Below are 20693 nucleotides of genomic sequence, written 5' to 3'. Positions count from 1 at the left end.
TGCATCTGTAATTGTATTCGTTTCCAAAATCACTTAACATAGTATAGAGAAATAAAGTTATATTGAAAGGTGTATGTTATGGAAAAGAAAGTTGGATTTAAGTTGCACAAGGTCAAGAAGAATTGGGTGACTATTGGAGTTAGTACGCTGTCGATGGTTGCACTTGCGGGTGGTGCCCTTTTAGCAGATCAATCGGCACAAGCAGATGAAGTGTCACTTCCTAATGGAGATGGTTTTGAACAAACAGATGCAGGCATTGAGTCAAGTGCTTCATTGATTAATGAAAGTTATTCGCCAACCTTGACTGAAGATGCTGGCCATTTGTCAGCAGTGTCATCTAACTATGGCAGTCAAACAAGCTCAAGCTACGAGTCTTCATCATCTGCCTCAACAGGAGGCTCATCACAGACTGTGGTAGGTGGTGGATCTGGTCAAGTCAGTTCGTCACAATCTTCTCAAGTAGTAGGAACACAAAACTCTAATTCATCACAAACGGGTTCTGCTTACCAATCAAGTAGCAGCTCAGCATCAGTAAGTGCTAGTGCGTCAAGTTCGTCAAGCTCATCAAGTTCAGCTTGGTATTCTTACTCGTCTTCATCATCATGGTCATCATCATCGTCAGCTAGCGGTTTTGCGACAATTACGACGAGTTCGTCTGACTCAAACGGCATTCATTGGAATGGTGGTCGAAACACGACAATCACCATCACGGCTTCAGGAACGACGCCAAATGTGACTATCGTTTCGAACTCTAATAAACTGTTTCCAAATGTGACAGTAGGTCATTCGAACGGTTCAAATGCTAATGTCACTATCATTTCACAAGGAAATCAACAAAATAACTCAGGTTACCAAATCATCTCAGGCGAGACTAAGCCAAGTGTTGATTCTAACAATGCCAAGTCTTCATTTGTCCGTGTAGGCGAAAATCAATGGTATTATTACGATCAATATGGTCAAAAGGTCAAAGGTGAAAAGGTTATCGATGGTAAGGCTTATTACTTCCTTGAAAATGGTCTTCAAGCCCGTGACTCACTTGTTAAAGGTAGCGATGGCTACACTTATTACTATGATAAAAATGGCGTGAAAGCTATCAACGGTTTCTACGACTTTGCAGGTTACCGTAAGGATGTCCGCTATTTCGATTGTTATGGTCACATGGCTACTGGTCTTATTGAAATGGGTAGCACAACCTTCTACTTTGATACACAAACAGGTATCCAAGCTAAAGACAAGTTTATTCGCTTCTCAGATGGTCGTATCCGTTACTTCATCCCTGATACTGGTAATATGGCTGTAAATACCTTTGTTCAAAATAAAGAAAACCAAGCTTGGTACTACCTTGATGAACATGGTTACGCTGTGACAGGAAAACGTATCATCAATGGTAAAGAATATTGCTTTGACTCAGAAGGCCGTCAAATCAAAGGTCAGATGATGCAACAAGGCAACAAGCAATACTACATTTCAGCTCAAACAGGTGAAATGGCTGTTTCACGCTTTATCTTTGAAAACAACAACTGGTATTATGCGGATGCTTTTGGTTGCCTCGTTCAAGGTGCAAAAGTGATTGATGGTAAACTCTATTACTTCAATAAAGATCACAGCCAATTAAAAGGTGGCTGGGCTGAAGGACGCTATTATGATGCCGTTACTGGCCAAGCAGTCATCAACCAATTCATTCAAATTGCGGCTAACCAATGGGCTTACCTTAACCAAGATGGTCACAAAGTGACAGGTCTTCAAAACATTAACAATAAAGTTTACTACTTTGGTAGCAATGGTGCTCAAGTCAAAGGTAAGTTGCTCACTGTCCAAGGTAAGAAATGCTACTTTGATGCCCACACTGGTGAACAAGTGGTGAATCGCTTTGTCGAAGCTGGACGTGGTTGCTGGTATTACTTCAACGCAGCAGGTCAAGCAGTGACTGGGAAACAGGTTATCAATGGCAAACAGCTTTACTTTGACGGTTCAGGTCGTCAAGTTAAGGGACGTTATGTCTATGTTGGTGGTAAACGTCTCTTCTGTGATGCTAAAACTGGTGAATTGAGACAGCGTCGCTAATTAAGATGTACTTTAAAAATCTAGAGCGAATTTTTCCTTTTCCTATATAAATTACTATTATTATTTTCCTATCAGAACTCTAGATGATTAAATAGACGAAAAAGCCAGCATTAGCTGGTTTTTTGAGTTGTTTTAGAGAAACTGTCAGTGTACACTCAGATGCTTTTTCACGCTTAAATCCTAATAATTTTGTCCCTCTCATATTCAAAAGAAGACTTATTTTTATGCTACAATAAAGGTGTTTTATTATTAGTAGTTTTGGATATCAACAAATGTTGTTAATATGAAAATACGTTTGCTTTTTAGAAAGTTAAAATAATATTTAATAAAAAGTGTTTACTAGTATTTCTATGTTATCTGTGACAGTTATATTTAAATCCATTCTACTAAAAGAAATTACAAATTGGAGTTTGATTTTAATGGTAGAGGATAAAAAAAGATTACGTAACTTTTATAAGAGAAACATTTTTCACTTATTGCTAACAGCAGGGAGTATATTTATTTTAGTAATATTCCAACACTTTTTACATGATAGGGGGCAAAGCCGGACTTTAGATAAGAGTTTTTTTGAAGTTTATTCTTTTATAGCAACCGTCATTTCATTATTTGGTATTTATTTTGCTCTTGTTCAGTTTGCACTGGAGAGTAAGAAAAAGGAAAATACATTTTTTGGAATTAATTATATCTCTTCTATTTTTTATAATTCTAGAGTATATGGTTTTTTTAAATCAGAAATCTTTTTTCTATATTTGATGGTTTTTAGTTTTCTTCCAATCATAGTGAAAACTTTCGGTGATCAAATAAAAATTACTATACCTATTACTAATATAATAATTTCCACTAAAATAACATTTATTTGGAATTCAATATTTCTAATAATATTATTCACATATCTATTAGGTTTATATAAGAGTTATAGAATTATTTTAAATACGAGTATTGAGGTACAATTTGACGAAATGAAGAAACATTGTTTTGATATTCATAAAAATCAAATAAAGATGTATTTTAATCCCCAAAATATCAATAATCTCTTATCACCGGATAAATCAACAGTAGATTATACTTACAGAAAAATATTCGAAAGAATTTCTTCTCTAGTTGAACAATTAGAAGAGTCAGAAAAAGACTATTATTTAAATTACATTTTCGATGGTATTAATGTTGCTAATTTTGATGGAGCAAGTAAATTTTCTAAAGGGAGTTTCCTAAAATATTATCTAGAGCTATTATTGAGTAATAAAACTTCGATAATTTTGAAAGAAAAAGAAAAAAATGTTTCATATTACTATCCTGTACTTGAGATTATAAGTGAAAACTTTATTTCAAATAATCAAGATAACTCCATGTTACTAGAAGATATTTCTAAACTATTAAAAATTCAAAAAGAATTTGATAGTATTTTTCTCTGGGATCATATGCTTGAAAACTCAACAAATAATGCTGAATATGATAAGAGGTTACTAGATTGTTTCGTAGAGCTATTTCCTGTAGAAGACATTGAATTTTACTTATTTACATCAATAAGTCTTGATAATATAGTAAAATTATCTAATCCTGAGGGCTTGAAGAAAGTGAAAAAAGTTTTTAGATTTTGGATGATGTTATTTGAAAAGATGGATATGGATAATAGTAAGTTGAGACTTAAATTACCTTGTAATGGAATAATTGAATTTTATAACGATGAATTTGAGATGACTGTTTCATATTTATCAAGAATAAGTCTATATCCTTATGCATGTAGTGCATATATAAAGAAAAATCCTAATTCTAGATTTTTGGAGAGGTTTCAGAACTCTCTTCAATAAACTGAAAAAACATAGTCTAATTTTTTATGAAAGGTCACAGTTCATTGATTAAATAGTACGGTAGTAAATTGAGTGTTTAAAAAATGTTAGAATTTATTTAAGTAATTTTATTTGATAAATTGCAAGAATAAGTGCAACATTTACTCTTACTCATCCACTAGAGCTTCACAAGCAGTTCTGTAAGATAAACATTTGCGTGGTCAGTGTTTGACATCATATAAGGCCTTGTTCAAAGCCTCATCAGAGATAGCTGCTAAATCTGTTTTCTTAGGGAACTTATTCTCTTAGTAAGCCATTTGTGTTTTCATTGCTTCCTCTCTGCCAGGAAGAATAGGCGTCCGCAAAGAAAAAGGGAATTCCTAAGTTCTCCACCAGAGGATAGCAGGCAAACTCTTTTCCCCTGTCTGAAGTGAAGGTTTTAAGAGCCTCTTTTGGAAATAGCTTACAAAGTTGTTTGATGGCTGAAAACATGGATTTGGCTGTTCTGTCTGGTATCTTGAAAGCTAAGTAAAAGCGCGTTTTTCGCTCCAGAAAGGTCGCTAAACAGCCATTGCTTTTGCCTCTGGAAGACACCACAGTATTCAAGCTCCCAGTGGCCAAAAGTCTCACGATTCCTGACCTCTTTAGGACGTTTGGCAATTGATGTGCCAATCCTAAATGTCCCACGTGTTTCTTTGAGTTGTCGAGTCTTTCTTTTACGACGAAGGACGCTTAAATCCAGATCAATCAAACCAGCATAGAGCCAGTTATAGATAGTTTTAAAAGCTACTATTGGCTTTTGTTCAAGCTGATAGCGGCCACAAATCTGTTCAGGCGACCAGGAGGATTTTAAACCGTCCTCAATTTCCTTTTTCAACTCTGGTGTCAAACAAGACTTCCGACCTTTTTGCTTAGCCCTGTGGTCGTACTGTTCCTGTGCTAAGGCTGCGGAATAACCATTTTGGCATCGTCTTAACTCTCTTGAAATGGTAGACTTATGGACACCAAGTTTACTTGCAATTTGGCAAGGTTTCAAACCTAATTCTAAGTAGGCTTCTATCTTTATTCGGTCGGTTATGGTAAGATGGGAGTAGCTCATAGTTTTTCCTCGGGTTCTGTTTGTGTGGTTACTTACAGTCTACACCAATGAAAGGCTATGAGTTTTTTTGTTGCACTATATTTTACAATTTATTCTTTAAAAAATATTAGTACTATTTTTGGAAGCTTAAAAAATCTAAAATAGTCTAATTCCCTTTTGTTACTATAGATTGTGATAGATAAAGGGGTTCTTCATGAATGAAATTTCCTTTTTAAGTTGGGTAAAATTAGAAATTCGATTTTAATAGTTTTTAAATGAATAACTATTAAAAATAGATTATGATTGTGTAATTGTATTCCCTTGTCAAATAGCTTATGATAGAAATAATATAAGGGAAAAAGGTAAATATTATGGAACAAAAAGTACGCTTTAAAATGCATAAAGTGAAGAAGAACTGGGTGACTATTGGGGTGACAGCACTCTCAATGGTTACCGTTGCTGGTGGAACTTTGTTGGCGGATCAGCAGGTTCAGGCCGACGAGCAAAATCCTGCAAATCAGTCGAGTGATAGCAGTCAGGATTTGCTTCAAGAAACACCTGCTACAACTAATGATGCAGCCACTACTGTAGCACCAACGATCTCAGCAGATGCTAATACTGCGAGCGTGGCCATTCCTGTCGCAGATTCGACTAGCACGACAACAAATGCTACAGATAGGGCAGTGGCATCTGCTTCAAACGCAGCGACAGTGGAAACTAACTCAGGTCAAGCAGCACCAAGTACAAATGTGCAACCAGCTGCAACTGATACTAGGGCCACAGCTACAGATACAAATACTAACACTAACGCTTCAGTAACTGCAACGGATCGTGTAGCTACTACAGACCGTGCAGCAACAACTGATACGGCAAGTACAGAAGCTCGTACACGTAGTCGCCGTGACTTGGCAGAAACTCGAGAAGCTAACACCAACACAGCGACTGGTATCCAATGGATCAACGGCAAACAATATTATGTCAATAGTGACGGTAGTGTGCGTAAGAACTTCGTCTTTGAGCAAGACGGTAAGTCTTATTACTTTGATGCTGAAACAGGGGCTCTTGCGACCAAGTCACAGGATGAATTTTCATCAGAACCTATCAAGGCGACTGTGGATTTTTCATCTGGAAACCAGCTCTACAAAAACGATGACAAATCTTTGGACCAACTGGACACCTTTATCACAGCGGATGCTTGGTACCGTCCAAAGAGTATTCTCAAGGATGGTAAGACTTGGACAGCTTCAACGGAGGCTGACAAACGTCCACTTTTGATGGTTTGGTGGCCTGACAAATCGACTCAGGTTAACTACCTAAACTACATGCAAAATCAAGGTCTTGGTGCAGGATCATTTTCAACTAACTCTAGTCAGGAAAGTCTAGATCAAGCTGCCAAGATGGTTCAGACTAAGATTGAAGAACGTATCGCGCGTGAAGGCAATACCAACTGGTTGCGTACAAGTATCGACCAGTTCATTAAAACTCAACCAGGTTGGAATAGCAGTACTGAAAATAGTTCATATGACCACTTGCAAGGTGGACAGTTGCTCTTTAACAACAGTAAGGGTGATACTGGCAACCGTACTAGCCACGCCAACTCTGATTATCGTTTGCTTAACCGCACACCTACAAACCAGACCGGTACACGTAAGTATTTCAAGGACAATTCTATCGGTGGTCTTGAGTTCTTGCTTGCCAACGATATTGACAACTCAAACCCAGCTGTTCAAGCGGAGCAACTTAACTGGCTCCACTTCATGATGAATATCGGAAGTATCATGGCCAATGACCCAACAGCCAACTTTGACGGTTTGCGTGTCGATGCCGTGGACGATGTGGATGCTGACCTTCTCCAGATCGCTTCAGATTACTTCAAAGCAGCCTATGGTGTTGACAAGTCTGAAGCCAATGCGATCAAACACTTGTCATACTTGGAAGCGTGGTCTTACAACGACCCATATTACAACAAGGACACTAAGGGGGCACAACTTCCGATTGATAATGCCCTTCGTAATGCCCTTACCAACCTCTTGATGCGTGATAAAAATACACGTATGCAGCTTGGGGACATGACTGCCTTCATCAACAGTAGTTTGAATCCACGTGGTGCCAACGATAAAAACGGTGAACGTATGGCCAACTATATTTTCACCCGTGCCCACGATACGGAAGCGCAAACCATTATCCAACGTATCATCCGTGATCGTATCAACCCAAATCTGTTTGGTTACAATTTCACTCGTGATGAAATCAAGAAAGCCTTCGAGATTTACAATGAGGATATTGATAAGGCTCACAAGACTTATGCGTCATACAACTTACCATCTGTCTATGCTCTCATGTTGACCAATAAGGATTCTGTAACACGTGTTTATTACGGAGACCTCTATCGTGAGGATGGTCACTACATGGCTAAAAAGACACCTTACTTTGATGCCATCGACACCCTCTTGCGTGCTCGTATCAAGTATGTAGCTGGTGGTCAAGACATGGAAGTGAAGAAAGTCGGAAATGACGGACTTTTGACTTCTGTTCGTTATGGTAAAGGTGCCAATAACAGAACTGATTGGGGAACTGCTGAAACCCGTACGCAAGGGATGGGTGTCATCATGACCAACAACTATGATTTCCGCTTGGGTAGCAATGAAACTGTAACGATGAACATGGGTAGAGCTCACCGTAATCAGCTTTATCGCCCATTGCTTTTGACGACTAAGGATGGTATAGCAACCTACCTCAACGATTCTGATGTGCCTAAAAACCTTCTTAAACGAACTGACTGGAATGGGAACTTGACCTTCAATGCCAATGATATTTTTGGTGTGGAAAATGTGCAAGTATCAGGTTACCTCGGTGTCTGGGTACCAGTCGGGGCTAAGGCTAACCAAGACGCACGTACACAACCAAGTAACCGTGCCAATAGCGATGGTCAAGTTTACAAGTCTTCAGCAGCCCTTGATTCGCAAGTCATGTATGAAGCCTTCTCAAACTTCCAAGCTTTTGCGGACGATCAGCCAGAACTCTACATGAACCGTGTCTTGGCTAAGCACACTGACTTGCTCAAAGCTTGGGGTGTTACGTCTGTTGGACTTCCACCACAGTACGTTTCAAGTAAGGATGGTAGCTTCCTTGATTCAACAATTGACAATGGTTATGCCTTTGATGACCGTTATGACATGGCCTTGAGTCAAAATAACAAGTATGGCTCACTTGAGGACCTCCTTAATGTTCTTCGTGCCCTCCACAAAGATGGTATTCAAGCCATTGCTGACTGGGTGCCAGACCAAATTTATAACCTTCCAGGAAAAGAAGTAGTTAATGCCACACGTGTTAACGGCTACGGTTATCACCAACAAGGTTATCAAATTGTGGACCAAGCCTATGTGGCAAATACCCGTACAGATGGTACAGACTATCAAGGTAAATACGGTGGAGCCTTCCTTGATGAGCTTAAAGCTAAGTACCCATCTATTTTCAACCGTGTGCAAATCTCAAATGGTAAGCAGTTACCTACGAATGAAAAGATTACCAAATGGTCTGCTAAGTACTTTAACGGAACCAACATCCTTGGACGAGGCATCAACTTTGTCCTTCGTGATGACAAGACCAACCAGTACTTTAATACTTCAGCCAACGGCCAACTCTTGCCAACACCACTTCGTGACACAGGTGCCATCACAAGCACTCAAGTCTTCCAACGTCGTGGACAAGATGTTTACTTCCTTCGTGATAATCAAGTCATCAAGAATGAATTTGTTCAAGACGGTAACGGTAACTGGTATTACTTCGGTGCTGACGGTAAGATGACCAAGGGTGCCCAAAACATCAATAGCAAGGATTACTATTTCTTTGATAATGGTGTTCAATTGCGTAATGCCCTGCGTCGTGCTAACAACGGCTATACTTACTATTACGGTCTAGACGGTGCCATGGTTAAGAATGCCTTCGTTGATTTTGATGATAAACGTAAGCAAGTCCGTGCCTTTACAACACAAGGAACCATGGTAGTGGGTAACCTTCATTGGAGTGGTCACCATTTCTACTTTGACCGTGAAACTGGTCTTCAGGCTAAGGATCGCATTGTCCGTACCGATGATGGCAAATTGCATTACTATGTTGCTGGAACCGGTGATATGGGACGCAATGTCTTTGCGACAGATAGTAGCACTGGTAAACGTTATTACTTTGACGCTGATGGTAACACTGTGACAGGTTCACGTGTCATTGACGGTAAGACTTATTACTTTAACCAAGATGGTAGTGTCGGTACGGCCTACAGCAATCGTGCAGATTCTATTATCTTTGAAAATGGTAAGGCTCGTTATATCACACCAGCAGGCGAAATCGGACGTAGCATCTTTGTCTATAACCCAGCAACTAAGGCTTGGAACTACTTTGATAAAGAAGGTAACCGTGTCACAGGACGTCAATACATTGATGGTCACCTCTATTACTTCAAGGAAGATGGTAGCCAAGCTAAGGGTGAAATTATCGAAGAAAATGGCATCAAATATTATTATGAGCCTGAATCAGGTATTCTTGCTAGCGGACGCTACCTCCAAGTTGGTGATGACCAGTGGATGTACTTCAAACATGACGGTTCATTGGCTATCGGCCAAGTTCGTGCTGATCATGGATACCTTAAGTACTTTGATAAAAATGGTATCCAAGTCAAGGGTAAAACCATTGTTGAAGATGGTAAGACTTATTACTATGATGCCCACAGTGGAGCTCTTGTCACAAGCAGCTTTGCTGAGATTGCACCAAACCAATGGTCTTACTTCAATACTGATGGCCAAGCCCTTAAAGGCAAGTGGACTATCAATGGCAAGGAATACTACTTTGACCAAAATGGTATCCAATACAAGGGCAAAGCCGTTAAGGTCGGTAGTCGTTACAAGTACTATGACGAAAACGATGGTCAACCTGTAACCAACCGCTTTGCTCAAATCGAGCCAAACGTTTGGGCTTATTTCGGAGCTGATGGCTATGCCGTAACAGGCGAACAAGTCATCAATGGCCAACACCTTTACTTTGACCAATCAGGTCGCCAAGTTAAAGGAGCCTACGTCACAGTCAATGGCCAACGCCGTTATTACGATGCCAACACTGGCGAATATGTCCCAGGAAGATAAGCAGTAGTAGGCCCAGTGACTGTCCAGAGAACACAGAGACGAGAATGAGGGAAAATTCTCAAGAAAAAAGATCGTGAAAACGGTCTTTTTTTGTATCTCTATTTCGATTTTTTCGAAATAGTCTTGACAGTAGTCTATGAAAAGCGTAGAATATTTTTCAAAAAAAGAAAATAGGTGTGCTCACCAAGATAGCATTTCTTTCCGAATTCGATGATAGTATAAATCAAATGTTTACCTTGAGAAAAGCAGGATCTATTTAGGGAGTGTTCTAGTTGACAAAAAGTAATAATATCCAAATTGAAGATATCTTAAACAATATCTATAATCTGATTCTAAATCCAGAAACAACTGAAGAAGAGAGAAACTTGCTCGTAACGTTTAAAAACGAAATAGAAGTTGGAAAGAAGGATAATGGTGAACTTCTTGCAGAGTTACGCAGAGCTATTCAAGTTCTAGCTGTCGACAATCTTTCTAAAGGGATTTCACTGAGTTCAGGATTGAGTGAATTGAGTAAGACACTCACAGAATTCCAAAATGAATCAGAACGTAACGCTAATCTAGCAATAGGATTGTCATCAATCGCCATGTTTTTGAGATGATTTATCTGTTTGTGATGCTTAATAATTAAAATGACAAAAAAGATCGTGAAAACGGTCTTTTTTGTGCTCCTATTTAGATTATTTTCGAAATAGTCTTGACAGTGCTTTCAGAAAAGCGTAGAATCTATTTCGAAAAGTATGGAAATAGGTATTCTGACTCAAGTCGTATTGATGCTCCGTTTCAATGAAAGGATAAATCAAATGGAAACATTCCTTTTTATGACAATTCTTACCATGTTAGTTATCGCCGTAATTGGTTTTATCATTCTGAAGAAAAGATGGCAATTTTCAATCAAGCTCTTCTTAGTAGGTCTGATTGGTTTTGCCTTACCTGTCATGATGATTGAAGGACCTATCAATGCTGTGGCTCTTTCTGGTCTTGCTCACTCTTCTAAATGGTTGCCCATTCTTTATGGAGGATTTATGGCTGGCCTTGTTGAAGAAACAACACGCTATTTGGTTTTTAAGATTCTCGAAAAGAAAAGAAGTTTGATGACGTCTGATATTGTAGCCTACGGTTTTGGACATGGTCTTAGTGAATTTATCTTGATTGGAGTGATGGGCTTACTCACTAACATAATTGTTTTACAGGCCATCCATTCAGGTCAGGCCAGTCAGTTACCTTCACTTCTAGTAGGTCAGGTCAAACAATTAACAGGCTTTGCTGTTGTTATGTCTCTCTTTGAAAGACTAGTTGCCTTACTACTACAAGTCTTGCTTACAGCTTGGGATTTTCTAGCAGTCACTAAGCATAAGCTCTCATTCTATTTTGTGGCGATATTACTTCATGCTACCATCGATTTTTTGGCAGGTGCTTATCAACAAGGAATAGTTAGCAATCTCTTACTAATCGAAGCCATTTTAGCTATTTATGTTCTAGGTGTAGGACTCCTGACAAGCAAAATTTGGAAGAAGGAGGGAAGTCATGGGATTATCAGAAACACTTAAAGCTATCTCTGCCCCTGTGAGGAGAGAAATTTTAGACTATCTAAAGTCTGGACCCAAGTCCGCTGGTGAAATCAGCCAGCAGTTTGATTTAGCTCCCGCAACAGTTTCCCATCATTTGTCTACCTTGAGAAAAGCGGGACTTATTGAAGAAGAAAAGCAGAAGAATTTTATCTACTACAGTTTAAACCTGACCGTTTTTGAAGAAATTTTAACTTGGATTCAATCACTTGGAGGAAAAGAAGATGAAAAATAATATGCAAAGAGTCATTGGTAATATAGTAATACTTACACCGGTTATTATCGGACTAGTCTTTTACAAACAACTGCCAAATCAGATTGCAATCCACTTTAATGTGGAAGAGCAAGCCAATGGTTTTATGAACCGCAATCTAGCAATAGTAGCCCTACCTTTTCTTGCGTTAATCATATATAATCTCTGTTTTTCATTCTTTAAACAAATAACGATCCCATTCTTAAAAGAGTTTATGCTATGGTTGCTCCCAATCTCTACTGTGCTTATCCAAGGTCTTATATTGACTGTTGCCTTAGGAGGTCATGTTCAAGTTCGCTTGACTGTGATTTGGTTAGTGGCACTTATTTTTCTAGTGATTGGAAATTATCTTCCTAAAAGTATTGGCCTGGCTACAAAAAATCATAACCAGAGCAGTAAATCAGTAGTGAGAAAGTTGGGATACCTAATGATTGGAATAAGTCTTGCCTTGCTAATAAGTCTCTGCTTTAATCCCTATACTACAATTATGGTTTTGGGCATTTTTATAGTTCTTATTTTGAGTATCTTGTTACCCAATTTTCGCTGTTTAAGAAAATAAAAAGAAGTAATCGTCTGATTACTTCAATCTGAGCTGAGAAATTCTTCCCAGCTTTATTTGTGATTATCAAAGCGAATGACTTGCTCCGTTGCATCTACATACGCGTGGACTCCAAAGGAAACAATCGCTCTTGGTGTGGCATGGCCGACATTCAGATTATAGACAATCGGGATATTGCTATCAATGATATCCAATAGTGCTTCTTTATAGTCGTCATAGAAAGTTTCATCCATAGGTTTTCCGACTAATAGTCCGCTGATGACCTCGAATATACCAGTGTCCTTTAAAGTTCGCAACATCTTTTTGAAGTCTTCAGGATTAGGCTTTTCTTCACTTGTTTCTAGCAATAGAATCTTTCCTTCCCAGTCGGATAAGTCAGGGAAAAGTTTGTATTTTTGGCAGAGGTCTGTGCTATCTGCGTGTAGAGAGTTGTCAAAAATATCATAGAGAGACTCAAGACAACCACCGAGGATTTCTCCCTCAAACTGAGCATTGCCTTGTAACAAGTCAAAACCTGTATTTGCATGGCTGACACGAGGTGTTCCCAAGGCTTTGGGACTAAAATCAGTCCGTTCCTCATACCAAACGTTACTAGGGCGGATTTCTGAGATTCTACCAGTCTCAATCAATCCTTTAAAGTAGTGGCGGCTATATGGCAACATTTCTTTGTCTAACTCACAAATGTCTGCTAGAAATGATTGGCCGTAAAAAGTCTTGATTCCTAGTTTATGCAACATGAGATGGTTCATGGTTGTATCTGAGAAACCAAGAAAAATCTTGTGTTTGATAACTTTTTGTAGTTGGTCATTTTCAAAAAGATAAGGTAGCAAGCGATAGGTATCGTCTCCACCGATGGCGCATAGGATCATGTCGATGCTATCATCAGAAAAGGCCTGAATCAAATCCTCTGCACGAGCTTCAGGATGTTCTTTGATAAAGTCTAAGCCTTTTAGCGAATGAGGTAAAAAGATAGGATTGAGTCCCAGGTCTTTGAGTCGTTGGACCCCCAAGTCCACTTCGTGCTTGACAAAGTCTTCACCGATAATCCCACTAGATAAACTTATAATACCAATAGTAGAAGTCATATATTATCCTCCTAAAAATAAATTGATGCTATTGTATCATAAAGAATGATAGAAAAATATAAGGAATAGCGTTAGACATATGTTTTTATGTCAATAAAGCAATAGAAAAATAACCGCTCGATGTGCTTACTTCTTTTTGTCTGTTGGTGCTATATTTGGACCATTTGTGGTCGAAGGATATTATTATTCTTGAATTTGCTATGTTAGATGTGTATAATGATGTCACAGCGAACTATTGAAAGAGGTCGTTGCTCATGACAACACAAACAATTAACCAATTTAATTCACTTGCTCGACCTAATCTTGCTACAGGTTATAGGAGGTAATCTAGATGACAAAAAGCAATAACACGCAAATTACGGATATCTTAAACAATATCTATAATCTGATTGTAAATCCAGAAACAACTGAAAATGAGAGAGAGTTGCTCGTAACGTTTAAAAATGAAATCGAAGTTGGAAAGAAGGATAATGACGAACTTCTAGCAGAATTATGCAGAGCTATTCAAGTTCTAGCAGTCCGCAATCTTTCTAAAGGCAAATCACTGAGTTCTGGAGTGAGTGACTTGAGTAAGACGCTCACAGAATTCCAAGAAAAATCAGAGCGTAACTTTAATCTAGCAAGAGGATTAACATCACTCGGTAGTTTGTCTTTTAGATGATTTATCTTGAATGTCATGATACCTAATTTTCGCTATTTAAGAAAATAAAGAGAAGTAATCGTCTGATTACTTCTTTTTGTCTCCCAAAAACAGCTTGCTAAAACAAGTGTTCTAATGATATAATACAAGTATATTAATCTAATTTTCTAAGGAGTATCTATGAAAAAGCGTAAGAAAATTATTCTTGGTTCCATAACGGGAGCTTTGGCCTTGGCTCTTGCAGGAGGTGGTTTTTGGGCCTATAAAACCTTTGTCCCACAAGAGACACCGATTGACAAGAATGCTACGGTAGCCTCAAATTTTTACCAAGCTGTTAACAAGGACTGGCTCCTAAAAACTAAAATCCCTGCTGATTCTCCAAGTATTGATAATTTTTATACTTTAGATGAAGATATCAAAGGAAAGTTAAAGAAGGATATCAAAAATTTAGGGGAGGGCAAGGAAACGTCAGATATTACAGGGATGTCTGAGTTTATCACCTTCTACAAGGCTGCTAGTGATTACAAGCAACGTGAGAAAGATGGCCTTGAACCTCTCAAACCTTATCTAAAAGAGATTGAGGATATCAAGGATCTAAATGATTTGGCCAGTAAATCTGCTAATCTGACTGATAAGGGTATTCCTCTTCCATTTGGTTATGACGTAGGAACTAACGCAGAGAATACCAGCCAAAAACAAATCCAATTGAGTCCCCCAAGTATCTTATTGCCAGATGTGTCCATTTATAAAGACGAGGCCAGCAAGAAACAATATTTGACTCCAATTGAAACAGCTACGCAAAAAGCCTTGGAAATGCTTGGATATAGCGAAAAAAATAGTAAACGCATTGTCAAAGAAGCACTGGAGTTCGACGAAATCATTGCTAAGTACAGTCTCAGTAACGAAGAGATGTCTGAAAGTAAGAATTTGGTTCACCCTAAAACAGCAGAAGAGATTAATGCCTACTCTGGTTCCTTCAAATTATATGATGTCATTAAAGGCATTATGGGACGTGATTTAGAAACCATCAACGTCCCTAATACCAAGTATTTTGAGAATTATAGTAAGATCGTCAATCAGGACAATTTTTCTAAAATCAAATCATGGATCTTGGTTCAAGAAGCTATGGCGGCCTCAAATTCTCTGACAGAAGATTACCGCTTGAATTTTCAATCGATTAGCATGGCTATTATGGGTACACAGAAGCCAATTTCTAAGGAAGATACGGTTTACGAGATGAGTGTCCATCTGTTTAGTGATGTCATGAGTGTCTATTATGGACGTAAATACTTTGGTGAGGAAGCCAAGACTGACGTGACAGGCATGATTGATAAAATCAAAAATGTCTATCGTGGCCGTCTCCAACAAAATGATTGGTTGACGGAAGATACACGCAACAAGGCCATCGAAAAGTTGGATAAAATGAAGGTTTTTGTAGGTTATCAGGAAGATGTGGATCCCGGTACTAAGGAACTACATCTTGATCCGAACAAGTCCTTCTTTGAATTGTCGGAAGACATTGCCCAGTTCGGAAAACGTTATACCATTGATCATTTTGATGATCCTATTGATAAGAATAAATGGTCTGGTTCTGCTTTTGATATCAATGCCTATTACAACCCAGAAAGCAATAGCATCAACTTCCCAGCTGGTATTTTGCAAGCTCCGTTTTATGACAAAAACCAAAGTACTGAAAAGAACTATGGTGGTATCGGTGTCGTGATTGGACATGAAATTACCCATGCCTTTGACTCCAATGGTGCTGACTATGATGAGAACGGCGACATGCATAACTGGTGGACAAAAGCAGATACTAAAGCTTTCGACAAGAGGATCAAAGCCTTTGAAGACCAGTGGAATGGTTTGGAAATTTACGGGACTAAGGTAAATGGAAAACTCACAGTCACTGAGAATGTCGCAGATGCTGGTGGTCTTTCATCCACACTCCAAGTGCTCAAAACAGAAATGACAAAACCTAATCTCAAGGATTACTTTGAGAACTACGCAGATATCTGGAAACAAAAGGCCAGCCTACAGTACAATAAATATACCATGGTACAAGACGTCCACGCACCAAATGAGTTGCGTGTTAACCAACAACTTAAAAACCTTCCTGAGTTTTATGAGGCCTACCCTCAAATCAAGGAAGGAGACGCCATGTATTTAGCACCAAGCAAACGTATTAGTTTGTGGTAAAAAGGTTAAAAGACTGTGAAAGCGGTCTTTTCTTTTGCGCTTACATTGAACTAACCTTGATTATATGTTTTATTAAATTGTTTGATAACTAAACTTTTAACATGGTATAATAGTTCTTGTTAATGATAAATTTAGATGTTATCAATATTTTAAAATTAAGAGAGCTGTTTATTATGAAAGAAAAAAATCAATTTGCCTGGGCAGAGTTTTACAAAGAGTTTGCTTTAGAACTAGTGAATTATCAGGATAATAGAGCAGAATTAATCGAAAAAGTGAAAGGTATTTACGAACGTACAGGTTTATCCATGCCAACCTTAGAGAAAGATAATAAGCTCGTAGATATTGATCCCTTTACTGTCTTCGGTCTATTCAATAAAAGGATAAAAGATGAAAATCGCGTAAAGATTTTAAGTGCGATTGCAGAACTATTCAATTTAGAAAGTGAAGTTCCAACATCATTCGATAGTATACCAATTCTTAATCCCCTGAATGCAACCTATTACTATTTTATTGATGAAAGGGGAGAGAATGACATTGATGATTTGTGGTCACTTTTTATTTCAGCCTTAGATTATGATAAAGAGCCAGTTATCGAGAATAAAGAAAAAGTTATAGAGTTTTTTGATATTGTCAATACTAGAAAAGGAAATGGCAATAGTAAAACAACTATGGGGCTCTATTGGATTGCACCAAATTCTTTCTTGAATTTAGATAGATGTAATATTTGGTTTATTTTTGAATCGGGTCAAATTCCGATAAAAATTACTGAAAAGCTGCCTAAAATTCAGTCCAAAATTTCGGGTGTTGATTATTTTAATACTATTGAGATTATACAGACTTACTTAGATAGTGAAGAAGCGACACTCAAGAGCTTTAAGGAGTTATCCTTTGAGGCATGGAAAACTTCAAAAATAATAAGCCATGAAGATAAAGTTAATGGTATAGTTTCTGAGAATTCAGTACTTTTAGAGGATGACTCTGTTTCAGAGATTGATGAAATTGATAGGATTTATCGACCATACTCTAAAAATGATTTCTTAGATGACGTATTCATGAGTGAAGAAGAATATGAACGCTTGAGCTCTATTCTTCGATATAAGAAAAATATCATTTTACAAGGTGCCCCGGGAGTAGGTAAGACATACACTGCAAAGAGATTAGCATATTCTTTAATGGGTGAAAGAAATAGCGAGAGAGTTATGATGATTCAATTTCACCAGAGTTATTCTTATGAAGACTTTATTATGGGATATAGGCCGACTGACAATGGATTTAAATTAAAAAATGGTGCCTTCTATAATTTTTGTAAAAAAGCAGAAGGTGATGAGGATAACGACTATTATTTTATTATTGATGAAATTAATCGGGGGAATCTAAGTAAAATATTCGGTGAACTTTTTATGCTTCTAGAAAATGATAAACGAGGAGCAAGTTTACAGCTTATTTATTCTGATGAAAAGTTCTCTATTCCAAAGAATTTATATATTATAGGGATGATGAATACAGCTGATAGAAGTCTGGCTATGCTTGATTATGCGTTGCGACGTAGATTCGCTTTCTTTGAGCTTAAGCCCGGATTTGAAACAGATGGATTTAAAAAATATCAGGATGAAATTAATAATGAAAAATTCGATAAACTTATTAACTGTATTAAAAATCTCAATGATATCATTTCAACAGATGATTCTCTTGGCGAAGGCTTTTGTATCGGGCACAGCTATTTCTGTAATTTTAGTGCTGAATTTATAACAGATGATATTCTTTCTAGTATTGTTGAATATGAATTGATCCCTTTGTTAAAAGAATATTGGTTTGATGAGCCAAGCTTAGTAAAAGAATGGTCTAAAAACCTAAGGAGTGCTATTCAGTGATATCAATCAAAAATATCTATTATATGTTGACATATGCATATAGTTCATTAAGGGGACAGGGATACAGAAAAATTTCTACCGAAGAATTTCAAAATACTGCTGACTTGATGAGCGCTATATTGGTTCGTGCAATTTCAAATCAGCTTAAAAAAGGTCTATTAAAAGAGTACATACCTAAAACTGAAGAAATACAGACATTAAGAGGGAAGATTGAAATCAGTGATTCTATACGAAATCAATGTTCATTGAGGCAACGGGTTGTTTGTTCTTACGAAGATTTTTCAGTTAACAATACCATGAACTGCATTATTAAGACAACACTTACATTACTATTAAAAGTTGATATTCCTAAAAAACGTAAAAAAGAATTGCGAAAGTTAATGGTGTTTTTCAATGATATTGAAGTAATCGATTTGAAACAAGTTAATTGGAACATACGATACAATAGGAATAATCAATCCTATAGATTAATTATTTCTATTTGCTATTTGTTTTTTGAGGGTCTATTACAGTCAACCACTGATGGAAATATGAAGGTCAGAGAGTTTCTTGATGACCAGCGAATGAGTCATTTATATGAAAAGTTCCTTCTGTCATACTATAAGAAGCATTATCCTGAGTTGAATGCATGTGCATCTTTGATACCGTGGGCGTTAGATAATGGGAGTGGTGAGATGCTACCAAGTATGAGATCAGATATTGTCTTAATGAGAGGGAAAAATATCTTAATAATTGATGCAAAATATTATTCGAGTACTACACAATCACATTTCGATAAGCATACTGTTCATTCCCACAATCTCTATCAGATTTTTGCCTATGTGAAAAATTGTGAATACCAATACTCAAGTGAAAATTGCAAAGTTTCAGGAATGTTGTTATATGCAAAAACTGATGAATTAATTCAGCCTGATAACACTTATCATATTCTTGGTAATCAATTTAGTGTTGCTACACTAGATTTAAACCAACCATTCGATTACATTGCGAAACAATTGGATGTCATTGTGACATCTTATTTTGGTGAATTAAAGAAGATTTAGGTGGAATGTTATCAGTTGTTACAAATGGAGTCCAAGGCCTAAATAAAACAAGAATACCCTTAGCGTACGAATGCTATGGGTATTCTTGTTTTTTATTTCTTCTTCCCTAGTACAAAATAATGGCTAGGGATTTGTTGTGTCAAACTGACGGCGATGGCGATGGTAAATGAGGCCAGGAAACAAGCCCGTAGGAAGCTTAGACCTAGGTCTGAATTTCCAATCAAGAGGAAGTAGACTGCACGGTAGAAGCTCATCCCTGGGATGAGTGGGAACATGCTTGAGGCTAGGAAGACTGTAGCTGGACATCTACGGTAGTGTGCTAAAAAGCGTGAGGTGAAAGTGACCAGTAGGGCAGGAAAGAGGATGGCAAGGACCTCATGATGGGTATTGTTCCAAATCAAGAGGTAGAGGAGCCATGAGCCTGCACCTAGGGTTCCGAGGTCTAAGAAGTATTTCTTGGGCACTCGGTAAAGCACAGAGAAGGCTGCGGTCCCTAGGCCTGCCATAAAGGTCTGAATCAAGACCTCCTGCCAAGAGGTGGATGGTGTTGAGAACATGCCTGATAATTGTTCCGCAAAGGGTAGAATGGAAATCATGGCAAGAACACCTACAGAGATAGACAGACAAGTGGAGACCCCTGACAGCATTAGGGCCAGTCCACTGTAGTAGTTGTTCTGGGTGAATTCACGAATGGCATTAACAAAGTAGGCCCCAGGAATCAAAATCATCAAGGTTCCCAGGATAATCACGCTACGGTGCTGGCCAATTCCTAGATAGTAGAGAACATTGGCTGATAAAGCAGCGATGGCACTAGAGAGGATAATTTGCAAGAAACTGGTATGAATAAAACGTGAGAAAAGCTGCATACCAATCCCTACGAAAAGTCCCGATATAGCCGCAGCAGTTCCATCAATCCAGCTACTTCCAAGGGCTAGCGAGAAGCTTCCTGCACCAATGACACAGGCTATAATGTCCTCTAAAGGACGATAGAAAGTCTTCTGCTCTATGGTTTTCAGCTTTTGGAAAATACTAGCCACAGGCTGATTTGGCTGCTCTGCCAGTTCACGAGACAGGCGGTTAACTTCCTCGAGCTTGCCCAGATGGATAGACGGGACTGAGGTAGCTAGGACACGAGACTCTTTAAGACCTGAGCGGTTGAGTCCAGAAATCATGACTCCTCGATTGACCACATAAGTGGAGAAGTCTCTGATACCAAGAGACTTGGCCATGTGTCCCATGGTGTCCTCGATACGGTAAATCTCAGCACCGCTCTCCATCAGGACACGGCCTGCCTGAAGGACGGCATCCATTTCATTTTTGGTTTCTATTTCTGTTTCTCTTGGAAAATCGATGGTCATTTGAACCTCCTTATCGCTTAATTCGTCATTCCATTATAAGGCTTGAATGGTGGTTTTTC

The 20693-nt window shown here is 38.2% G+C and carries 13 protein-coding genes and 1 pseudogene; 11 read left to right on the top strand and 3 right to left on the bottom strand.

Annotated features, from left to right (window positions below):
- Window positions 1-78: 78 nt before the first annotated feature.
- Both A6J31_RS05930 and A6J31_RS05925 read left to right on the top strand, forming a co-directional pair.
- A complete protein-coding gene (locus A6J31_RS05930; RefSeq protein WP_080610684.1) occupies window positions 79-2064 on the top strand; it encodes a KxYKxGKxW signal peptide domain-containing protein in 1986 nt (661 codons plus the stop codon).
- Window positions 2065-2483: 419 nt separating this feature from the next.
- On the top strand, window positions 2484-3872 hold the full coding sequence (locus tag A6J31_RS05925) for a hypothetical protein (protein WP_080610683.1): 1389 nt from the start codon (window positions 2484-2486) through the stop codon (window positions 3870-3872).
- Window positions 3873-4072: 200 nt separating this feature from the next.
- Here A6J31_RS05925 and A6J31_RS05920 read toward each other — a convergent pair.
- Window positions 4073-4950, bottom strand: a pseudogene (locus A6J31_RS05920) (IS30 family transposase).
- 350 nt (window positions 4951-5300) lie between these two features.
- Between A6J31_RS05920 and A6J31_RS05915 the strand changes: the two are divergent.
- From A6J31_RS05915 to A6J31_RS05895, 5 genes are all read left to right on the top strand, one after another.
- Window positions 5301-10064: a glycoside hydrolase family 70 protein gene (locus tag A6J31_RS05915; protein WP_080610682.1), complete on the top strand. Its 4764-nt coding sequence runs from the start codon at window positions 5301-5303 to the stop codon at window positions 10062-10064.
- A 272-nt stretch (window positions 10065-10336) separates the two neighbouring features.
- The gene (locus A6J31_RS05910; protein ID WP_021143892.1) at window positions 10337-10663 is read left to right on the top strand and encodes a bacteriocin immunity protein; all 327 of its coding nucleotides are present in this window, start codon (window positions 10337-10339) and stop codon (window positions 10661-10663) included.
- A gap of 219 nt (window positions 10664-10882) precedes the next feature.
- Window positions 10883-11611, top strand: coding sequence for a YhfC family glutamic-type intramembrane protease (locus A6J31_RS05905; protein ID WP_225791582.1), 729 nt, complete (start codon window positions 10883-10885; stop codon window positions 11609-11611).
- The gene (locus tag A6J31_RS05900) at window positions 11589-11864 is read left to right on the top strand and encodes an autorepressor SdpR family transcription factor (RefSeq protein WP_002891308.1); all 276 of its coding nucleotides are present in this window, start codon (window positions 11589-11591) and stop codon (window positions 11862-11864) included. Before A6J31_RS05905 ends, A6J31_RS05900 begins: the two co-directional genes overlap by 23 nt.
- On the top strand, window positions 11854-12441 hold the full coding sequence (locus tag A6J31_RS05895; protein WP_022496790.1) for a DUF1648 domain-containing protein: 588 nt from the start codon (window positions 11854-11856) through the stop codon (window positions 12439-12441). The genes A6J31_RS05900 and A6J31_RS05895 overlap by 11 nt, the downstream gene beginning before the upstream one ends.
- Before the next feature lie 53 nt (window positions 12442-12494).
- On the opposite strand, the gene A6J31_RS05890 is transcribed toward A6J31_RS05895, so the two are convergent.
- Window positions 12495-13526, bottom strand: coding sequence for a S66 peptidase family protein (locus tag A6J31_RS05890; RefSeq protein WP_080610681.1), 1032 nt, complete (start codon window positions 13524-13526; stop codon window positions 12495-12497).
- A gap of 331 nt (window positions 13527-13857) precedes the next feature.
- Here A6J31_RS05890 and A6J31_RS05885 point away from each other — a divergent pair, with 331 nt between their 5' ends.
- The 4 genes from A6J31_RS05885 to mcrC all read left to right on the top strand — a co-directional run bounded on the left by A6J31_RS05885 (window position 13858) and on the right by mcrC (window position 19276).
- On the top strand, window positions 13858-14187 hold the full coding sequence (locus A6J31_RS05885; RefSeq protein WP_073949642.1) for a bacteriocin immunity protein: 330 nt from the start codon (window positions 13858-13860) through the stop codon (window positions 14185-14187).
- A 159-nt stretch (window positions 14188-14346) separates the two neighbouring features.
- Window positions 14347-16362: a M13 family metallopeptidase gene (locus tag A6J31_RS05880; protein WP_080610680.1), complete on the top strand. Its 2016-nt coding sequence runs from the start codon at window positions 14347-14349 to the stop codon at window positions 16360-16362.
- A gap of 173 nt (window positions 16363-16535) precedes the next feature.
- Window positions 16536-18233, top strand: a complete 1698-nt coding sequence (locus A6J31_RS05875; protein ID WP_080610679.1) for an AAA family ATPase — start codon at window positions 16536-16538, stop codon at window positions 18231-18233.
- Window positions 18230-19276 carry a 5-methylcytosine-specific restriction endonuclease system specificity protein McrC gene (mcrC, locus tag A6J31_RS05870; protein ID WP_080610678.1) on the top strand — a complete coding sequence of 349 codons (1047 nt, stop codon included), beginning with the start codon at window positions 18230-18232 and terminating at the stop codon, window positions 19274-19276. Before A6J31_RS05875 ends, mcrC begins: the two co-directional genes overlap by 4 nt.
- 92 nt (window positions 19277-19368) lie before the next feature.
- Here the strand turns inward: mcrC and A6J31_RS05865 are convergent, their stop codons facing one another.
- Window positions 19369-20634 carry a threonine/serine ThrE exporter family protein gene (locus A6J31_RS05865; protein ID WP_080610677.1) on the bottom strand — a complete coding sequence of 422 codons (1266 nt, stop codon included), beginning with the start codon at window positions 20632-20634 and terminating at the stop codon, window positions 19369-19371.
- Between the last annotated feature and the right edge of the window lie 59 nt (window positions 20635-20693).

Source organism: Streptococcus sp. FDAARGOS_192 (assembly GCF_002073815.2).
Taxonomy (GTDB): Bacteria; Bacillota; Bacilli; order Lactobacillales; family Streptococcaceae; genus Streptococcus; species Streptococcus salivarius_H.
The sequence above is the reverse complement of the archived record's forward strand: the minus strand, read 5'-3'. Positions and strand labels throughout refer to the sequence as shown.